This window comes from Kineococcus glutinatus, assembly GCF_039542765.1.
In the GTDB taxonomy this organism is placed as follows: domain Bacteria; phylum Actinomycetota; class Actinomycetes; order Actinomycetales; family Kineococcaceae; genus Kineococcus_A; species Kineococcus_A glutinatus.
The window spans coordinates 20940-37959 of sequence record NZ_BAABIL010000054.1 but is presented as its reverse complement, the minus strand read 5'-3'; the positions used below and the strand labels follow the sequence as shown (position 1 = coordinate 37959).

Annotated in this window: 16 protein-coding genes and 2 pseudogenes; 7 read left to right on the top strand and 11 right to left on the bottom strand. The window is 71.8% G+C overall.

Annotated features, from left to right (window positions below; translation table 11 throughout):
- Positions 1 to 231 (bottom strand): annotated as a pseudogene (locus tag ABEB16_RS02970) (MFS transporter); the annotation flags it as partial.
- A 194-nt stretch (positions 232 to 425) separates the two neighbouring features.
- Here ABEB16_RS02970 and ABEB16_RS02965 point away from each other — a divergent pair.
- A complete protein-coding gene (locus ABEB16_RS02965; RefSeq protein WP_345710787.1) occupies positions 426 to 1013 on the top strand; it encodes a TetR/AcrR family transcriptional regulator in 588 nt (195 codons plus the stop codon).
- An 89-nt stretch (positions 1014 to 1102) separates the two neighbouring features.
- Here the strand turns inward: ABEB16_RS02965 and ABEB16_RS02960 are convergent, their stop codons facing one another.
- The 3 genes and pseudogenes from ABEB16_RS02960 to ABEB16_RS02950 form a co-directional block, all read right to left on the bottom strand.
- Complete coding sequence (locus ABEB16_RS02960) at positions 1103 to 1618, bottom strand: GNAT family N-acetyltransferase (RefSeq protein WP_345710786.1); 516 nt, start codon at positions 1616 to 1618, stop codon at positions 1103 to 1105.
- A gap of 76 nt (positions 1619 to 1694) precedes the next feature.
- Positions 1695 to 2157, bottom strand: a pseudogene (locus tag ABEB16_RS02955) (transposase).
- 108 nt (positions 2158 to 2265) lie between these two features.
- A complete protein-coding gene (locus tag ABEB16_RS02950; RefSeq protein ID WP_345710785.1) occupies positions 2266 to 3843 on the bottom strand; it encodes a hypothetical protein in 1578 nt (525 codons plus the stop codon).
- A gap of 987 nt (positions 3844 to 4830) precedes the next feature.
- Between ABEB16_RS02950 and ABEB16_RS02945 the strand changes: the two genes are divergently transcribed.
- The 4 genes from ABEB16_RS02945 to ABEB16_RS02930 all read left to right on the top strand — a co-directional run bounded on the left by ABEB16_RS02945 (position 4831) and on the right by ABEB16_RS02930 (position 8709).
- Positions 4831 to 5910: a phosphotransferase family protein gene (locus tag ABEB16_RS02945; protein ID WP_345710784.1), complete on the top strand. Its 1080-nt coding sequence runs from the start codon at positions 4831 to 4833 to the stop codon at positions 5908 to 5910.
- 31 nt (positions 5911 to 5941) lie between these two features.
- A complete protein-coding gene (locus ABEB16_RS02940) occupies positions 5942 to 6367 on the top strand; it encodes an ArsR/SmtB family transcription factor (protein ID WP_345710783.1) in 426 nt (141 codons plus the stop codon).
- The gene (locus ABEB16_RS02935) at positions 6364 to 8280 is read left to right on the top strand and encodes a heavy metal translocating P-type ATPase (protein ID WP_345710782.1); all 1917 of its coding nucleotides are present in this window, start codon (positions 6364 to 6366) and stop codon (positions 8278 to 8280) included. The genes ABEB16_RS02940 and ABEB16_RS02935 overlap by 4 nt, the downstream gene beginning before the upstream one ends.
- Positions 8281 to 8352: 72 nt before the next feature.
- Complete coding sequence (locus ABEB16_RS02930; RefSeq protein ID WP_345710781.1) at positions 8353 to 8709, top strand: signal peptidase I; 357 nt, start codon at positions 8353 to 8355, stop codon at positions 8707 to 8709.
- Positions 8710 to 8752: 43 nt separating this feature from the next.
- Here the strand turns inward: ABEB16_RS02930 and ABEB16_RS02925 are convergent, their stop codons facing one another.
- Positions 8753 to 9607, bottom strand: a complete 855-nt coding sequence (locus ABEB16_RS02925; protein ID WP_345710780.1) for a class I SAM-dependent methyltransferase — start codon at positions 9605 to 9607, stop codon at positions 8753 to 8755.
- A gap of 95 nt (positions 9608 to 9702) precedes the next feature.
- On the opposite strand from ABEB16_RS02925, the gene ABEB16_RS02920 reads away from it, so the two are divergent.
- Positions 9703 to 10659 (top strand): alpha/beta hydrolase, encoded by a 957-nt coding sequence (locus tag ABEB16_RS02920; protein ID WP_345710779.1) that lies wholly within the window; start codon positions 9703 to 9705, stop codon positions 10657 to 10659.
- A gap of 159 nt (positions 10660 to 10818) precedes the next feature.
- On the opposite strand, the gene ABEB16_RS02915 is transcribed toward ABEB16_RS02920, so the two are convergent.
- A complete protein-coding gene (locus ABEB16_RS02915) occupies positions 10819 to 11067 on the bottom strand; it encodes a hypothetical protein (RefSeq protein ID WP_345710778.1) in 249 nt (82 codons plus the stop codon).
- Positions 11068 to 11264: 197 nt separating this feature from the next.
- Here ABEB16_RS02915 and ABEB16_RS02910 point away from each other — a divergent pair, with 197 nt between their 5' ends.
- Complete coding sequence (locus ABEB16_RS02910; RefSeq protein WP_345710777.1) at positions 11265 to 12086, top strand: methyltransferase domain-containing protein; 822 nt, start codon at positions 11265 to 11267, stop codon at positions 12084 to 12086.
- Between the two features lie 683 nt (positions 12087 to 12769).
- Here the strand turns inward: ABEB16_RS02910 and ABEB16_RS02905 are convergent.
- From ABEB16_RS02905 to ABEB16_RS02885, 5 genes are all read right to left on the bottom strand, one after another.
- Positions 12770 to 13726 (bottom strand): carbohydrate kinase family protein, encoded by a 957-nt coding sequence (locus tag ABEB16_RS02905; protein WP_345710776.1) that lies wholly within the window; start codon positions 13724 to 13726, stop codon positions 12770 to 12772.
- Entirely contained in the window at positions 13723 to 14946 is a 1224-nt protein-coding gene (locus tag ABEB16_RS02900; RefSeq protein ID WP_345710775.1) for an AGE family epimerase/isomerase, read from the bottom strand. Before ABEB16_RS02900 ends, ABEB16_RS02905 begins: the two co-directional genes overlap by 4 nt.
- A 123-nt stretch (positions 14947 to 15069) precedes the next feature.
- Positions 15070 to 15630 (bottom strand): 6-phospho-3-hexuloisomerase, encoded by a 561-nt coding sequence (gene hxlB, locus ABEB16_RS02895; protein WP_345710774.1) that lies wholly within the window; start codon positions 15628 to 15630, stop codon positions 15070 to 15072.
- The gene (hxlA, locus tag ABEB16_RS02890; RefSeq protein ID WP_345710773.1) at positions 15630 to 16286 is read right to left on the bottom strand and encodes a 3-hexulose-6-phosphate synthase; all 657 of its coding nucleotides are present in this window, start codon (positions 16284 to 16286) and stop codon (positions 15630 to 15632) included. The genes hxlB and hxlA overlap by 1 nt, the downstream gene beginning before the upstream one ends.
- The gene (locus ABEB16_RS02885) at positions 16279 to 17004 is read right to left on the bottom strand and encodes an HAD family hydrolase (protein WP_345710772.1); all 726 of its coding nucleotides are present in this window, start codon (positions 17002 to 17004) and stop codon (positions 16279 to 16281) included. Before ABEB16_RS02885 ends, hxlA begins: the two co-directional genes overlap by 8 nt.
- Positions 17005 to 17020: the final 16 nt, after the last annotated feature.

The window sequence follows — 17020 nt, the reverse complement described above, 5'->3', positions numbered from 1 at the left end:
CCCGACGCTGACGGCCGTGACCGGACCGGCGCCGAAGCGGCGGGTCAACCGCTCCGAGGCCAGGCTGGAGAGGATGGTGCCACCGGCGATGATCGTGGTGATGATGCCGGCGAAGGCCACCGGGACGTCGAGGTCGCGGTGCATGACCGGCCAGCCGGCCCCGACCAGGGAGTCCGGCAGCCCGAGGCTGACGAAGGCGATGTAGATGATCGCCAGGAGGAGCGAGTACACGGCGGGGAGCTTCGCCTTTCGCGGGGCGCGCGGGTGGTGGGCGCGAGGGTGCGCGGCCATGGTGGTACGAGCGTACACAATCTGTGGACGTCCGTACACACCTCGGTGTAGGGTCGCCGCCGTGAGCGTGGACCACTTCGCCGGCGACCCCGCTCGCGCCATCCGGACCACCGAGCGGACCGTCGGGTGATCCGATGAGCGTGCGAGAACGCGCGACCGGCTCCCGGCTCGGTCGCCGCAACGACCCCGATCGGCGCGACCGGATCATCGACGCGTGCCTGGAGGTCGTCTCGCGCTCCGGTGTCGCGGGCACCTCCCACCGCAAGGTCGCCGCCCGGGCCGGCGTCCCCCTGGGTGCGATGACGTACTACTTCGAGGGCATGGACGAGCTCTTGGAGGAGGCCTTCGCCCGGTTCGCCACGAGCATCGGCGACAGGTTCGAACGCCGCATGGCCGCAGCCGCCGACACCGACGCCGCCCGGGACGCGGTCGTCGCGCTCATCCTCGAGGACGTCTTCGGCGACGAGCGCGAACTGGTCCTGTCCCACGAGCTGTACACCCTCGCCGCGCGCGAGCCGGCCTACCGCTCGATCACCACCGGGTGGATGCGACGCAGCCGCACCGCCCTCGAGCGCCACTTCGACCCGCTCACCGCACGCATGCTCGACGCGCTCATCGCGGGCCTGACCATCCACCGCGCGCTGGACGCCCAGGCTCGCGACCCGTACGAGGTCCAGGTCGCCGTCACCCGGATCACCGACCTCGGTGGTCGGTCCGGCTAGGGCTGCAGGTGCCGGTGGAGGAACGAGGCGACCGGTTCGGGCGCGGGACGCCCTGAGGTCTTTCCTGCGGATCATGGCGGCGTTTGGGCTCAGCCGGTCCATCGAACCTCGCCGTCCACGACGCTTGCGGTGGGACGCGGGCCAACGGCTTGAGCGACACCGGCTGAGGCGTGGTGCTCGGGGTGGACGTGGGTGACGGGCGTGGCCACGCCGCGCTGGCGCAGCCAGGTGGCCATCGCGAGGGATGCCTCATGCGCGTACCCCTGCCCCTGGTGACCGGTGGCGACGACCCACGCGACCTCGGCTGTCGTTTCTCCCGCTGTGCCGCAGGAGACGGTGGCCTGGACGGTTCCGATGAGCTGGGCGGTGTCGAGTCGACGGAGCATCCGGTTCAGCCAGCTCTGCTCGGAGTCCTCGGAGTGGCCCACAACCTGGCGCTGGTGGCGAGCGCGCAGTTCGTCGACGCTCGCCGGCGTGCCACCGATGTAGGTGTGCAACGCCTCGTCGTCGACAGCGACTGCCGCTTCGCTGGCATGCTCGACCTGCAAGGGCTCCAGCTGCAGACGTCGGGTGCGGATCGGCTCGGCCGCGAGATGACCGTCCATCGGGGCAGGGTGGGACCCTGCCCAGGAGTCACCGCAGGTGGAGCACGACGCAGGCGATGATCACGTCGCCGGGGGATCAGGCGGCGCGCTTGGCGTAGCGGGTGGCGAAGGCGCGGAACTGCTTCAAGCGGTCGGTGCAACGCCCCACGACGCTGCGCTGGCGGTAGATCTCAGGGTCGAAGGCCGGGGGCCGACCACCAGCGGGGCCCTTGGCCTCACGGCGGGCGATCTGGTCGCTCTTCCCCGCGATGGTGGCCTTGATGCCTCTGCGGCGCGGCGCCTGCCGCGTCGGGCGGTGCGCGCAGGCCTTGTCCGCGACGACCCGTTCGACGGCCTCGGCCACGATCCGCTCCCAGGTGCCGTCCGCGGTCCACTTCCGCAGCCGCTCATGGGCCGTCTTCCTCACCCACCCCGTGGGAGGTACCCCCAGGCCCGTAGCGTTCGGGCAGGTCCCGCCACGGCGAACCGGTGCGCAGCTTCCACGACATCGCGTTGATGACCTGGCGGTGCTCACGCCATCGCCCACCGCGCTGCCCCATCGGTGATAGCGGTGGCTCGATCTGCGCCCACGCCTTGTCGGTGATCTCTCCCCGGCCCACTCCACCCACCAGGCCACGGTGACGCACCTGCAAGATCCGCAGGACAGGCTAGAACAGCTCTTCGAGGTTGGTCACCCGTTCGCCGTGACGGATGTTGTGGGCCGCGAGCACGGCAGCGGTGAGGACCGGCAAGGAGACGTCCGCGGCGGAACGGGGTGATGTGATCCCCGACGTGTGCTCATAGTTGAACACGATCACGTCCAGGAAGGCGGGTCGCTCCAGACGACGTCGGTCGAAGAGGAACTGCAGGGCCTCGGTGATCGCCGGATACGGGGTGTGCTGTGGATCCTTCAACCAGCTGCGGAGGTCCGTCTCGGGAACGCTGAAGTCGATGCCCATTGCGAGCATGTCGGCGAAGTTGTCGCGCTCGACGAGGGGTTGCGTGACCGACATCGACTCGGCTGTCACGACGTGAGGGCCGTGCCAGCGGAAGTTCTCGTCGCGCCAGTAGAAGTCGAAGCCCGCCTGATCCGAGGCGCGAGCAATCATTTCGAGGTTGCCGTGCTCGCCTCTTCCGAAGCGGGACTGGATGACCGAGACCTCGTCGTAGACCTTGTCGCCGATGAGACCTGCGTACTTCCAGCCGCCTTCCCACGACGCGGGCTGACCAGTGTTGCCGCCGTTGTCGCGCCAGAGGTGGTGGATTCCGCCGCGCTTGGCCGCGCAGAGCAACTCGAGATTGCCGAAGTGGTTGTGCTCGAAGGGGAGCAGCGATGTCTCTTCGTCGAGGTCGTAGTCGCTCTGCAAGAGCGCAGGACGACCGCGGAACGGGCGGAGCTCTTGGGCGTTCGGCTCGACCGGGGTGGTGAGCGACACGCCGCCACGCCAGGCGCGTGTCCCGGGTGGGGTGCCCAGGAGATCGTCCTCGTTCCACACGAAGACCGTCAGTGCGCCCTCGGTCGACGTCGCCGCCACGAGCACATCGCCCATGATCAGGCCGACTTCCGCGGCGCTTTCCTGCATCTCCTTCCACGACCATGCTTCCACTGCTGGGCTGTGCAAGCAGGTGAGTGCGAGTCCGACGCCCACGAACTGGCGGTCCCGCAGCAGCCCGGGAAAGTGGTCGTCGCGCCCCAGCCGCGTCGCCGGTCGCCAACCGGGACGCAGCAGGTCGGGGTCGTCGTTGTCGCACACGAGCAGGCTGAAGCCACCGCTCCTGTTCGGCACTGCCGCCCAGAACTGGTTGTGGAGATGGGTCTCGAGATCGAAATCGAGGACGCCCTGTTTGAAGTGGGCGCCGGTGAACGTCAGAGCCGGCACGCCTGTGACGTCTCTGGCGAGTTCGCCCGCGCGGTGCCAGCGGAACTGCCCGCCGTTCTCGCGGAACCAAAGCTCGAACTCACCCGTGTCGCGGACCGCGACGACTTCGAAGTTGCCCATCCTCGTGGTGGTGACGAACTTGTTGAAGCCCTCGGTGATTGATGCGCCCAGGTACCTGCCGTCGCCGAAGACGATGGGCCCGTGCCAGCGGAACCGCGACTCGTCGTTGTCGCGCCAGAAGTACGCGAGACCACCGTTGGGCCAGGGGATGACGACCTCGAAGTGGCCGCTCGTCCCGCTCCTGCTCTGGATGAGGGCGCCACCGGTCGGCGACGCCTTCGGACGGTCGGGCCAGTCGAAAGCCATGCGCTACCCCCTCTACATGTGGCCGTTGGACGGCCAGGGCGAGCTGTTGAGGGCTTCGTTGCGGTCGATGGACCGGAGTGGTGGCTGGCGGGCCACTGCGGACGCGTTTGTCTTGCTGGCCCGTTCGTCGGGTTGTGCGTCGATCGGGCCATACCATGCTATGCCGTGGCCGGCACGAGGCAATAGGCAGCGTGTCGACCGAGCACGGGCGACGGACGCTGCAGGCTGAAGCGTCACGGCTTCTCTGCCGTCTTCAGGCGGGGCGCGCCCACACGGTCCGCCGAGCCATGTGGACGGGCGGTGGGACGGCTGACCGCGATCGGGGAGCGACAGCGCCGCGGCCAGCCTCTCGGGTTCCGTGGTCGGCGCCCCCGGGGCGGCGTGGCAGCGGGTGCAGGTGCGGGCGGTGCGTCCAGGCGCTGACCGCCGGCCGGGCGGCGGTAGGGCACCCGCACCCCGATGCCGGCACCGATGTGTGCTTGGGGCACCTCGTGGGAGGTGCCCCCAGAACACCGTGGCGATGGAGATGTGGGCGTCGTGGGCGAGGTTGGCCAGACCGGGGGGTGCCGCAACCAGCGCAGCACCAGCAACACCTGCTGGTGCCTGGTGGCGGCCCGCTGCCAGGGCCGTCGGGCGCACGCACCCACCTGGTGAATGTCGTGAGGATGGTCGCCGGATCCCTCCGGGGTGCGTCCAGGGGACACCGCCCGCCCGCAGACGTGAGCGGATGCTCCAACACCCACCATGATCCGCAGGACACGCCCTGGTCGGTGAGGTCCCGGCCGCCGCCGTGCAGGAGCAGGACGGGCTGGTGGTCACCGTCCCGACGCACCCGGCGAGGAGAACCCCGACGCCAGGGCGGCGGTGGCCGGCGTCACCACCGGATCGCGCGGCGATCGCCGGCATGGCGGCGGAGTAGCGGCCACGACGCCCGCCGGGAACTCGTGCTCGGTGACGGGCGTCGCCTCCCCTGCCAGGATCACCGGCATGCCCGCGGAGCAGCGCGAGACGCTGAGGTTCAACCCGAACAACGCCACCACCGGCATCGTCGAGCGCGTCCACGCCCCCGACGGCAGCACGCGCATCCACAAGCAGCTGCGCCGCGCCGGCACCGTCCTCACCGGCCCGGCGCACTGGGCCTCCTCGGACACCCCGACCGACTGGAACCACTGGGCCCGCGAGGCCGCGGTCTACACCGACCCCCGGCTGCGGGCCGGCCTGACCGGCACCGGCCTGGACCTGCCCGCTGCGGAGGTCGAGCACCGCGAGCTGAGCATCGAGCTGTGGCTCGAAGACGTCCACGGCACCGCGGGCGGCGACTTCACCCTCGACGACCACGTCGCGGCCGCCGCCGGCCTCGGCCGCTGGCAGGCCCGCCCCCCGCACCCTGTTCCCACCTGGGCCTCCCGCGGTTTCCTGCGCGCCTACTCCACGAGCCGTCCCGGCGACCTGTCCCTGCTCGGTGACGACGCCGAGGCCGACGCGGCCTGGGCGCAGCCCCTGATCCGCGACACCTGGCCGGCGCACCTGCGCGCCGGGTGGCGTCGGCTGCTGGCCCACCGCGAGGACCTGCTGGGACTCATGGAGCAGTTGCCGCGCACCCTGTGCCACCTCGACGCCTGGGTGTCCAACGTGATCCGCCGCCCCACCGGTGAGGTCGTCCTGCTGGACTGGTCATTCGCCGGGGACGGCGCCGTCGGGGAGGACCTGGGCAACTACCTGCCCGACGCCGTCTTCGACCTGTTCTGGCCCGCCGAGCGCCTCGTGGAGCTGGAAGCGGCGTGCTGGCCGGCCTACCTGGACGGGCTGCGCGCCGGTGGCTGGGACGGCAGCGAGCGCGAGGCCCGCCTGGGGGTGGTCGCCTCCTGCGTGAAGTACGCCTGGCTGCTGCCCCTGCTGCTGCAGCAGGCCGGCGACGGCGAGCACGCCGCCTACCACCGTCGGGCGGACGCCGAACACCTGTACCGCCAGCGCGGGGCCGCGTTGTCGCACCTGGTCGGCTGGTGCGAGGAAGCGCTCGACCTGGCCGGCTGCGGCGATCCCCACGCGGCGTCGAGGACCACTTGACCGCACCGCCGCCGGGCACAACTATCTTCGCATGAGCGAAGATGCGAAGAGATGCACGCTAGGGGTCGACAGCCAGTACGTCGAGGTCGCCGCCGAGGTCTTCTCCCTGCTCTCCGACCCGACGCGCATCCGCATCGTCCTGGCTCTGCGCGACGAGGAGCTGTCGGTCAACCACCTGGCCGACATCGTCGACAAGAGCCCCACGGCGGTCTCCCAGCACCTGGCCAAGCTGCGCTGGGGACGCATGGTGACCACCCGCCAGGAGGGCAACCGGGTCTTCTACCGGCTCACCGACGAGCACGCCCGCAACCTCGTCGCCGAGGCCGTCTCCCAGGCCGAGCACGCCCTGGAGTCCCGCACCGCGCACGAACGCGCCGGCGTGGCCCCCGGCGCCTCGGCGCGCTCGCACAGCCACAGCACCGACCGCACCGCGGCCGGGAGGTGTCCCGCCCGGTGACCAGCACCCTCACCCCCCGTCCCCACCTCGAACGCGCTGGACGGGTCCTGCCCCGCCCACCGTCGATCTTCCGCACCGGCGTCCGGCTCGCCGAGGTCCGCTGGGCAGGCCTGGCGCTGCTGCTCTTCCTCGTCGGCGGCGCGCTGCAGCTGGCCGGCGCCCCGACCTGGTCCTGCTGGACCGCCTACCTGGCCTGCTACGCCGCCGGCGGGTGGGAGCCGGGCTGGGCCGGACTCCAGGCCCTGCGCGAGAGGACGTTCGACGTCGACCTGCTCATGGTGCTGGCCGCCCTCGCCGCCGCCGCCATCGGACAGGTCCTGGACGGAGCGCTGCTCATCGTCATCTTCGCCACCTCCGGCGCCATCGAGGCGATCATCACCCAGCGCACCGCCGACTCGGTCACGTCGCTGCTGTCCCTGGCCCCCGAACAGGCCACCCGCCTCGACCCCGCCAGCGGCGCCGAGCAGATCGTCGGCGTCGCGGACCTGGTGGTCGGTGACGTGGTCCTGATCCGCCCCGGGGAGCGCATCGGCGCCGACGGCACCGTGCTCGACGGGCTCTCCGAGGTGGATCAGCAGGCCATCACCGGCGAATCCGTGCCGGTGCCCCGAGCCCCCGGCGACGAGGTGCTCTCCGGCACCGTGAACGGCACCGGCGCCCTGCGGGTGCGGGTCGAGCGCGAGGCCGGCCGGTCGGTCATCGCCCGCGTCGTGGCGATGGTCGAGCAGGCCAGCGCCACCAAGGCCGAGACCCAGCTGTTCATCGAGCGGGTCGAGCAGCGGTACTCCCTCGGTGTCGTGGCCGCCACCCTGCTGGTCCTGGGGGTGCCGTTCGCGCTGGGGACCCCCTTCGACGCCGCGCTGCTGCGCGCGATCACCTTCATGATCGTCGCCTCGCCGTGCGCGGTGGTCCTGGCGACCATGCCGCCGCTGCTGTCGGCCATGGCCAACGCCGGCCGGCACGGGGTCCTGGTGAAGTCGGCCACCGTCATGGAGGCCGTCGGCCACACCACGGTCTTCGCCTTCGACAAGACCGGCACCCTCACCGAAGGTGCCCCGGAGGTCACCCGCGTGACGACCGCGGGGCGGTTGAGCGAGGACCAGGTGCTGCGGGCCGCCGCCGCGGCCGAACAGTTCAGCGAGCACCCGCTGGGCCGGGCGATCGTGCGCGCCACCGGCGAGCGGGGACTGGCCGTGCCTGCCGCCGGCGACTTCCGGTCCCTGCCCGGGCGCGGGGTCGTCGCCCGCGCGGGGTCCCACGAGGTCCGGGTGGAACGCGCCCGGCGCAGCGGTGGCGAGCAGGGGATCGGCACGCTGGTGGCGATCCACCTCGACGACGCCCCGGTCGGGACGATCACCCTGGTGGACCGGCTGCGCCCGGCGTCGGCGGCTGCGGTGGCCGCGGCCGCTCAGCTGACCGGCAGGCCGGTGCACCTGCTCACCGGCGACGACGAGGTGAGCGCGCAGGACATCGCCGCCCGCACCGGGATCGGCGCCGTCCACGCCCGGCTGCTGCCGCAGGACAAGACCCGCATCGTCACCGAGCTGCAGGCCGCCGGCGAGAAGGTCCTGCTCGTCGGCGACGGGGTGAACGACGCCCCGGCGCTGGCCACCGCCGCGGCTGGTGTGGCCATGGGCCGACACGGCTCGGACCTGGCCCTGGACACCGCCGACGCGGTCGTCGTCCGGGACGAGATCGACGCCGTCCCCCGCCTCGTGGCCCTCTCCCGCGCGGCCCACCGGATCGTGGTGGCCAACCTCGTCATCGCCGCGACGTTCATCGTCGTGCTGGTCACCTGGGACCTGATCGGGCACCTGCCGCTGCCGTTGGCCGTCGCCGGGCACGAGGGCTCCACCGTGATCGTCGCCCTGAACGGCTTGCGCCTGCTGCGACGATCCGCCTGGACCGGGTAGGGACCCGCCCCCCGCCGCGCCCGAACCGCGGCCGGCTGGCCGGTGGGCGGGCGCGGCGCGAGGATCGCCGGTGTGAGCTGGCAGGCGGGGAACGCGGACGTCGACGGCGCGCAGGACGGGGGCTGGCTCGTCGGGCACTTCAAGGCCGGGCGGGCACCGGAGCTGGCCACCGGCGACGTGGAGGTGAAGTGGGCGCGCCTGGCGCCGGGTTCCCGGGACGAGGAGTGGACCGAACCGGAGCGGCAGACGTCGCTGTGCGTGCTGGTCAGCGGTGCCCAGCGGATCAGGTTCCGCGAGGGCGAGGTGCTGCTGCGCAGGTCCGGGGACTACGTGATCTGGTACCCCGGGGAGTCCCACACGTGGGAGTCCTCGGCCGAGGAGGAGACCACCACGATCACGATCCGCTGGCCCTCCGCCGTGCGGGGGTGATGCGCGCACCGCGGCCTGCCGGGCGGCGACCGCCCCCGGCGTGTCAGCGGCCGGGTCTGGTGGCGGTGAGGGAGAACGTCAGGGGCAGCCGCTCGGGCCCGGCGGGCAGGACCCAGCCGGCCGGGGTGCGGACCAGCTGGGGCAGGGCCTGCCACGGGATGGTGCGGTGCTCGGCCAGGGACGTGAGGACGAGCCCGGCGTCGAGCAGGACCTGCACGATCTCGGCCAGGGAGTGCTGCCACTCGTAGGTGGTGGCGTTGCCCAGCCGGACGTCGGCGTCGGCGTAGGTGGTGCCGTGGTCGTGGCGCAGCGGTGCACCGGTCGCGAAGTAGGGCTGACCCAGGACCAGCGCGCCGTCGGTGCGGTCGTGGTCGAGGGCGTTGAGGACGGGGTGGGAGTCGCGGACGTGGAAGAGCCCGCCGGGGCGCAGCAGGCCCGCGACGACCTGCGCCCAGCGGGTCAGGTCCGGCAGCCACGGCAGCGCCCCGATGCCGGTGTAGACGACGTCGAAGCGGCCCGTGCCGTGCTGCTCGCAGACGTCCAGGGCCGAGTCGACGTCGGAGTCGAGGAAGGTGGCGGCCAGGCCGGCGCGGGCGGCGATGTCGCGGGCGGCGGCGGTGGACGCGGGCGAGAAGTCGACGCCGGTGACGCGGGCACCCAGCCGCGCCCAGGACAGGGTGTCCAGCCCGATGTGGCACTGCAGGTGCACCAGGTCCAGCCCGGCGGGTGAGCGGCCGGGCAGGTGCGGGGCCATCAGCGCGAGGTCGTCGCGGACGACGGAGCTGATCCGGGCGGGGTCGGCGATGAAGTCCGCCACGCCGTAGGCGACGAGGTGGGAGGGGACGCGCTCGTCCCAGTTGGCCCGGTTGGCCGCCAGCGCGGCGGCGGTCTCGCTCACGGGGGCGCACCGTAGGCGAGCACCGGCCCCCGCCGCACCGGGATTCTCCCCGAGCCCGGCCGGCCGCGGTCGTCCCGGCCGTAGGGTGGGTTGCCGTGGAATTCGGGCTGGCCCACCTCGTCGACCCCCGCCTCGCCGGGCTCGTCGCGGGATCCCGCGCCTTCTACGCCCGGCGCGCACCGGGCCGCGGCCCGGGTGACCCGGCGGAACTGCGGGCGGTGCGGGCCGCGGCGGCCGCTCCCGCCCCGTCGGACCCGCCCGCCGTCGTCGAGATCCTCCACCTCGGCGGGCGCAGCGTGCCCGTGCGCGTCCACGAACCGGCGGACGGCGCCGCGCAGGGTGTCGTGCTGGACGTCCACGGCGGGGGTTTCTACCTGGGCCCGGGCGCGCGCAGCGACGTCCGCAACCAGGAACTGGCGGACGCGCTCGGCGTCGCGGTCGTCAGCGTGCAGTACCGGCTGGCCCCCGAGCACCCCTGGCCCGCCGCCGCCGACGACTGCGAGACCGCGGCGCTGTGGCTGGTCGAGCACGCCGGGGACCGCTTCGGCACGACAGCGCTCGCCATCGGGGGTTTCTCGGCCGGCGCGACCCTGGCGACGACCACGCTCCTGCGGCTGCGGGACCGGGGGATCGGGGCGTACCGCTGCGGGGTGCTGCAGTTCGGGACGTACGACCTCAGCGGGCGCACCCCCGCCGGGCGCCTGATCGCCGACGAGTACTTCCTCGACGCCTACGCCGGGCACGTGGAGGACCGCACCCACCCGGACCTCTCGCCCGTCTACGCCGAGCTCGGCGGCCTGCCGCCGGTCCTCGTGGTCGTGGGCGCCGACGACGTCCTGCTGCAGGACAACCTGGCGATGGCCGTGCGGCTGTCGGCGGCCGGTGTCGACGTCGACCTGCGCGTCTACCCCGCCTCGCCCCACGGTTTCACCGGTCACGCGACGGCGATGGCGCGGGCTGCGCTGGACGACGTCGAGACCTGGCTGCGCCGGCACCTGCAGCTCCTGGCCCGGGGTGGGGCGGCTCCGGCTCACTGCCCGACCACGGGGTGATGCCAGGAGGGAGCCGTGGACGGGTCTCATCAGCGTGAAGCGTGCAGTGCTGGCCGGCGTGGTCCTCACGACCTTCGTGCTCCCCACCTGGCGCACCACTCCGTCCGGGCGCTGCTGCATCGCGTCGACCCGGCTGCTGCGGGGCCCGCCACCACGGCATCAGGACGTACCTCGGGCAGGCTCCGGAACCTCCCCGTTGGCTGCTTCCTCGATCCAGTCGACAGCTGCATCGGACAGGCGCAGGCCGTCGGGTCCGACCTCGCCCAACCACCACGCCTCCGTGGGCACCGGGCCGCCCACACGCTCGATGTCCTGCACGACGTGCTGGCTGAGCGCCTCTCCGTTGTGGGCGATCAACCAGTCTCGGGAGTCCTGCTGCAACCGGGGCCACCACGTCTCGAGACTCATGGCGTCGATGCTCCTCGACGGCGAGGGTGGCGACAACAGCTCTGTCCGTGCTCACCCGGCAGCCGGGCACCCGCGGGGTGGTCGATCACCCGGCCGGTGCGCCGGGGCGGCCCGTCGATGCAGGACGGCGTACGTCTCGTCGGGAACGTCCTCGATCCGAACGCCGGGTTTCGATCGCCGTCCTAGGGTGCGGTGACATGTCGACGCGGAGCAGTGCCGGGAGCGGCGCAGAGGTGTTCGGCGGGCGGACGGAGCAGTGGGCCGCCTGGCAGGCCGAGCCGTGGGGACGGCTGCGCTACGCCGTCGCCGCGCACACGACCAGCCGCGCGCTGGCCGGGCTGTCGGGGCCGCTGCGGATCGTCGACGTCGGTGGTGGTGACGGCGCCGACAGCCTCCCGCTGGCCCGCGCCGGGCACGACGTGACGATCCTGAACTTTTCCGGGCCGCTGCTGCACGCCGCCTCCGCCGCCGCCGAGGCCGCCGGGGTCGGGCACCGGGTCCGCACCGTCTGCGCCGACCTGGACGACCTCGCCGCGTTGCACCTGGACGGGCAGGCGTTCACGGGGTCCTTCGACGCGGTGCTGTGCCACAACGTCGTCCACCACCGCCCCGACGTGCCGGCCACCGTCACGGACCTGGTCGCCCTGCTGCGCCCCGGCGGTGTGGTCTCGGTCATGGCACCGAACCCGGCGATGGACGTCCTCGCCGCCGCGGTGCGCCGCGCCGACCCCGAGGCCGCCCTGGACGTCCTCGACGCCGACACCGTGCACAGCCGGACCTTCGACCACCCGATGCGCCGGGTCGAGGCCGCCACCGTCGAGGTGGCGCTGCAGGCCGCCGGCTGCGTGGTGGAGCACCACTTCGGCATCCGCTGCGTCATGGACCTCATCGCCGACGACGACCTGAAGCGGGACCCGGCCTTCTACGAGCGCCTGGAGCGGCTGGAACTGGCGCTGTGCGAGCGGGAGCCGTACCGGCGCACCGCCCGTTTCTGGCAGCTCACCGCGCGGCGCCGCTGAACCGCGGCGGCCGGACGGCGCTGCCGTGCCGTCGCGCTACGGCCCGCCCGCCGGGCGGACCCACCGGACCGCACGCACGCCGCCCTCGGTCCTGGCGTGCCCGTCGGGGGCGAAACCGTGCTTGCGCATGAAGGCGTGGGCGCGGGGGTTGTGCTCCGCGACCCACCAGGCAGCAGACTCCTGCGGCCGCAGGACGGCGTCGAGCAGCGCCGGCCCCGCCCCGAGCCGTGGTGGGTCGCGTCGACGTAGATCAGGCGCAGTTGGAGATCCCAGGTGGCGTCGGGTTCCTCGGTGGGGCCGGACATGGCGATGCCGATGACGGTCCCGTCCACCTCCGCGACGGCGGTGCAGTTGCTGTCGGCACCTGCGACCGGCTCATGGCCAGCAGCAGACCTCATCACCCACGACATCCACCGGACACGGCCTGGCCCCGAGCTCCATAGGCCTGAGCGCCCCGCGCCTGGGTGTCCCGGTGGACACCTGGACCGCCGCGATGGCCGGCTTCGGCGAACGCATCGAGGTCAACGACGGGGAGCTCGTGATCCCCCCCCTGAACCAGCCGGCACAGCCCGACACGAACGCGTCAACCCGAGCCGGGGCAGGCCCTCCGTCTTGAGGTGCGCTTCGTTCTGCACCCGGCACGACCGCGACTGATCTGCACGTCGACCTGCCATCGCGCGTTCTCACGCTTCCGGCAGGAACTCATACGCTCCTCCGAGAAGTTCATGTGGCCAGGGTGGGTTGGTTCCGGCACGTGAGACGGTGACCGCGGCTGCGCCGACGCTCACCGCCAGGATCGACTCCATCGCGCCAGGTGACAGGCGGCTCAGGTGTCGACGTCGTTCGACGACGCCACCGGGCACCGACGTGAGCTCTGCGTCCAGACAGGCGAGCAGCGCCCCCATCAGCGTGTCCCCGGCTCCGACGGTGTCGCTCACTTCGACTCGAGGGGCTTCGACGGTCACCACGCCTGCGGCGTTGAAGGCGACGGCCCCCGAGGCGCCGCGCGTGATGACGACCATGCGGGCCCGCTGGCTCAGCCACCGGTCGGCGACGCGTTGGAGATCGGCTGACGGGTCGATCCACTGCAGGTCCTCGTCGCTGACCTTGATGATGTCTGCACCGGCGGCCAGTTCCTCGACGGTGGACCGGACGCGCTCGTGATCGGTGATGAGTGCGGGACGGATGTTGGGGTCGTAACTGATGATCCTGCGCGGTCTCGCCCGCTCGACGATGTCACGCACCGAGTGGCATCCCGGGGCGAGCACGGTCGCCAGCGAGCCGATGTGGACGACATCGGCCTCGGGTGGCTCGACTGCCGGCAACTGCCAGCGCACCTGCAGCTCGTAGCGGGCGGCACCAGCGTCGTCGAGGTGAGCGGTGGACCTGGAGGTGGGTAGGGATCCGATCGACCGCGGATCGAGATCGACGTGGGAGGCGGCCAGCCACTCCTGCAGCATGCGCCCGGCGGAGTCGTCACCGATGCTGGTCAGCAACGTCGTCGCACGTCCCAGGCGGGCGAGCGTGAGTGCGACATTGGCTGGGCTCCCGCCCGGGTGCTGCTCACGCCGTCCGTCCGCGTGCACGAGGACGTCGACGAGCGCCTCTCCCACCACGAGGAAACGCAGGTGCTGCCTCATGCGAGGCGACCCTCGAAGATGGCCGTGGTGAGCATGGGGTACAGCGGCAAGAGGGGCCCCAGTGCCGCCTGGAAGGCGTGGTAGGTGTCCGGCTTGCCGGCCCAGACGCTGTCGCCGGCCTGGTGGTCGGAGGTCAGCTGGTGCCGCCAGGAGCCCAGCTCGTGATCGATGAAGTGTTCATCAGCATAGTCCCAGTACGTGCGGTACAGCGCGGCGTATCGTTCATCCCTGCTGCGCTGGTACAGGGCGGCGGCGGCGTTGATGGCTTCGGCGACCACCCAGTGCATCCGCTCGCGCACGATCGGGCGACCGTCCCAGTCGGTGGTGTAGACGAAACCCGGCTGACCATCGACGCCCCATCCGTCACCGATCGCGCGTTCGAAGAGCGCGGTGGCGGCGCTGAACAGCCAGCCGTCCTGTTCACCGCTCTGGGCTGCTTCGGCGTGCAGCAGGAGGCGTGCCCACTCCAGCCCATGGCCCACGGTGGCGCCGAAGGGCTTGAACTGGTCGTCGGAGCGGTCTCTGTTGTGCTCCAGCATCGGCCGCCACGACTCGTCGTAGTGCTCGGGTAGTCGCCAGTGGTGAGCCTGTGCGCTGCTGACGACGAAGCGACAGACCTGCACCGCTCGCTCGATCCAGGCACGGTCGCCCGTGACTCCGGCGACGGAGAGCATGGCTTCGACGGCGTGCATGTTCGCGTTGATGCCACGATAGCTCTCACATTCGGTGAACTCGGTGTTCCACCTGTCCACGCACATCCCGGCTCCTTCGTCCCAGAAGTGACGCAGGAAGGTGCGCTGCGCCCGCTCCAGAAGATCAGCAGCCCCCGCGAGGTTGGCCTGCCGGGCCGAGGAGGCAGCGAGCAGGACGAAGGCGTGGTCGTAGCAGTCCTTTCCCGAAGCAGGCGTTCCGTCCTGTTGGACTGCGTGGTGCCAACCACCGTGCTCGTCGTCGTGGAGGCGGCCGGTCAGGCCGGTGAGCACCCGTTGCGCGATGGGAGCGGATCCAGGCACCCCGAGCAGTGCTCCGGCGCAGTAGACGTGGAGCATCCTGCAGGTGATCCACGTGTAGGTCGGCGCGGCACCATCAGCTCGTCCGTGCTCGTCGAGCCAAGCTGCTCCCCCGTCCGGCTGGGGCGTGCGTCGCCCGAAGGTGAGCAGGTCGAGTGCGTGCTGCACGAGCCAGAGCCGGTGCGTGGCCGGCCAGAGGAGTTCGGTCATCGGTGGGTGTCCTCAGTCGTCCTAGGGCGTGGTGTCGGAGCATCGGGTGCGGCATCGCGCTGGGAGGTCCTCGCCGAACCTCGCGGAGGGCTCGTCGGAGCGCGTCGCCTCGCCCCACCCGGATCACTCCAGGTCGGCGTGCCGGGGGAACATGGATTCACTGCTCTCGCCCATCTGCTGCATGAGCGACAAGATCATGGCGTCACAGGTGAGCAGACACATCTGCTCGAAGGCCGAGCCCATCGGCTGGATCGACGTGACGGCGCTGACGCTGCGCAGCTTCGGCGAGGCGCCGGGCAGTACGACGGTCACCTCGGCGAGCTTCGCGATGCTCGAGCCGGCATCCATCGTGATCAGCACGATGTGCACCCCGGCGGCGTGCGCCTTCCGGGCGAGCGCCACCAGGCTCTCCGTCTCCCCCGACCCGGACCCGATGATCAGCAGATCCCCGGGTCGGGTGTGCGGGCTGGTGATCTCCCCGGTCAGCGAGACGGACTTGCCGAGGTGCAGCAGACGGTTGGCGAAGGCGGCGATGGCGATGCCGGAGCGGCCGGCGCCGGCGAGGAAGATGTGGCGCGCCGCGAGGATCTCGCGGACGGCGAGGGCGAGAGCGTCCTCCTCGACGTGTGTGGAGTTGCGGGCGAGTTCCGCGAGGATGTCCTGGAGGTGGTCGGTGACACTCATCAATGCTCTCCTCTGACGACGGCGTGCAGGCGTTCCGCCTCCGCGGCTGGGTCGGCGGCGGTGGTGATTCCGCTGCCGACGATGAGGACGTGCGGCTGCCAGGCCAGGTAGGCCGCCGCGCTGGCGAGGTTGATGCCACCGGCCACGGCCAACGGGACCGGGATGGCGCTGGCGGTCAAGACCTGCAGGTCGTCCAACGGTGTGCGTCCTGCTGCCTGCTGGTCGACGCCGGTGTGGACGGCGAGCATGTCGACGCCCATGTGCGCGAGTTGGCGACCTCGCTGCACGAGGTCGGGGACGCAGATCATGTCGGCGACGACCGCTCCGCCGTGCTCGTGCGCGGCGCGCACGCATTCGCTGACCGAGCCGTCATCCGTCAGGGCGAGGAAGGTGACGTAGTCAGCGCCGGCCTCGAAGGACAGGGCCGCCTCGTGGTGTGCGGCGTCCATGATCTTCGCATCGCTGAGCAGGTGCAGCGTGGGGAACCGCTTCTTGATCTCGGTGATGAGGGACACCCCGTAGCGCATCAGCAGCGGTGTGCCGACCTCGACGATGTCGACGAAGGGGTGGACCCGCTCCAGCAGTGGCAGCAGGTCCTCGCGACCGATGTCGTCCAGGGCGAGCTGGAGCCTCGGGGCAGCGGTGCGGTCAACCATGGCGTTCCTCCAGTTCGTCGAGCACGTCGTGCTCACTCCGGTCCCCGGCCGATCCTGCGGCTGCACCCACGTCGCCGCCGGTCGTCGCTGCCGCCGATGTCCTGCGTCGTGTCGCCAGCAGCGGGCGCACGTCGATGGCCAAGATGCCGGCCGCTTCTGCGGCGAGCAGACCTTCCTCGCTGTCCTCGTACACGATGGCCTCGGTCGGCCTCACCCGCAGACGCTTCAGCGCTGCGTCGAACAGGTCGGGCGCCGGCTTGCCGTGCTCCACCTCATCACGCGTGACGATCACCGCGAACAGCTCCCTGATGCCCAGGTGGTCGAGAGTCGGCTCGAAGGTCCGGGCGTTGCCGCCGGTCGCGATGGCCAGGCGCCGTCCTCGGAGCAGTGCCTGCCGGGCGACGGTGACCACGGGCGTCACCGCCTCGACGGTGTGCACGTGGTACCGCAGGTAGGCGTCGGCGCGGTGCCGGGCGACCGCCGCCTCGTCGAGCTCGACCGCGTGCTCGTCGGCGTAGGCGCGCGCGACGTCCTCGGCGGAGAGCCCGGTCCGCTGCTCGAACCACGTGCGTGGCAGCCGGTGGCCGTGCTGGCCGAGTGCGTGGCGCAGGCTGAGGTAGTTGGCGGTGGTGCTGTCGGCCAGCGTGCCGTCCCAGTCGAAGATGAGAGCCCTGGTGCTCGGGGGTGGGGTGAGGTCTCCCGTCGTGCGCGCACGCACGACGGGAGGACACGCT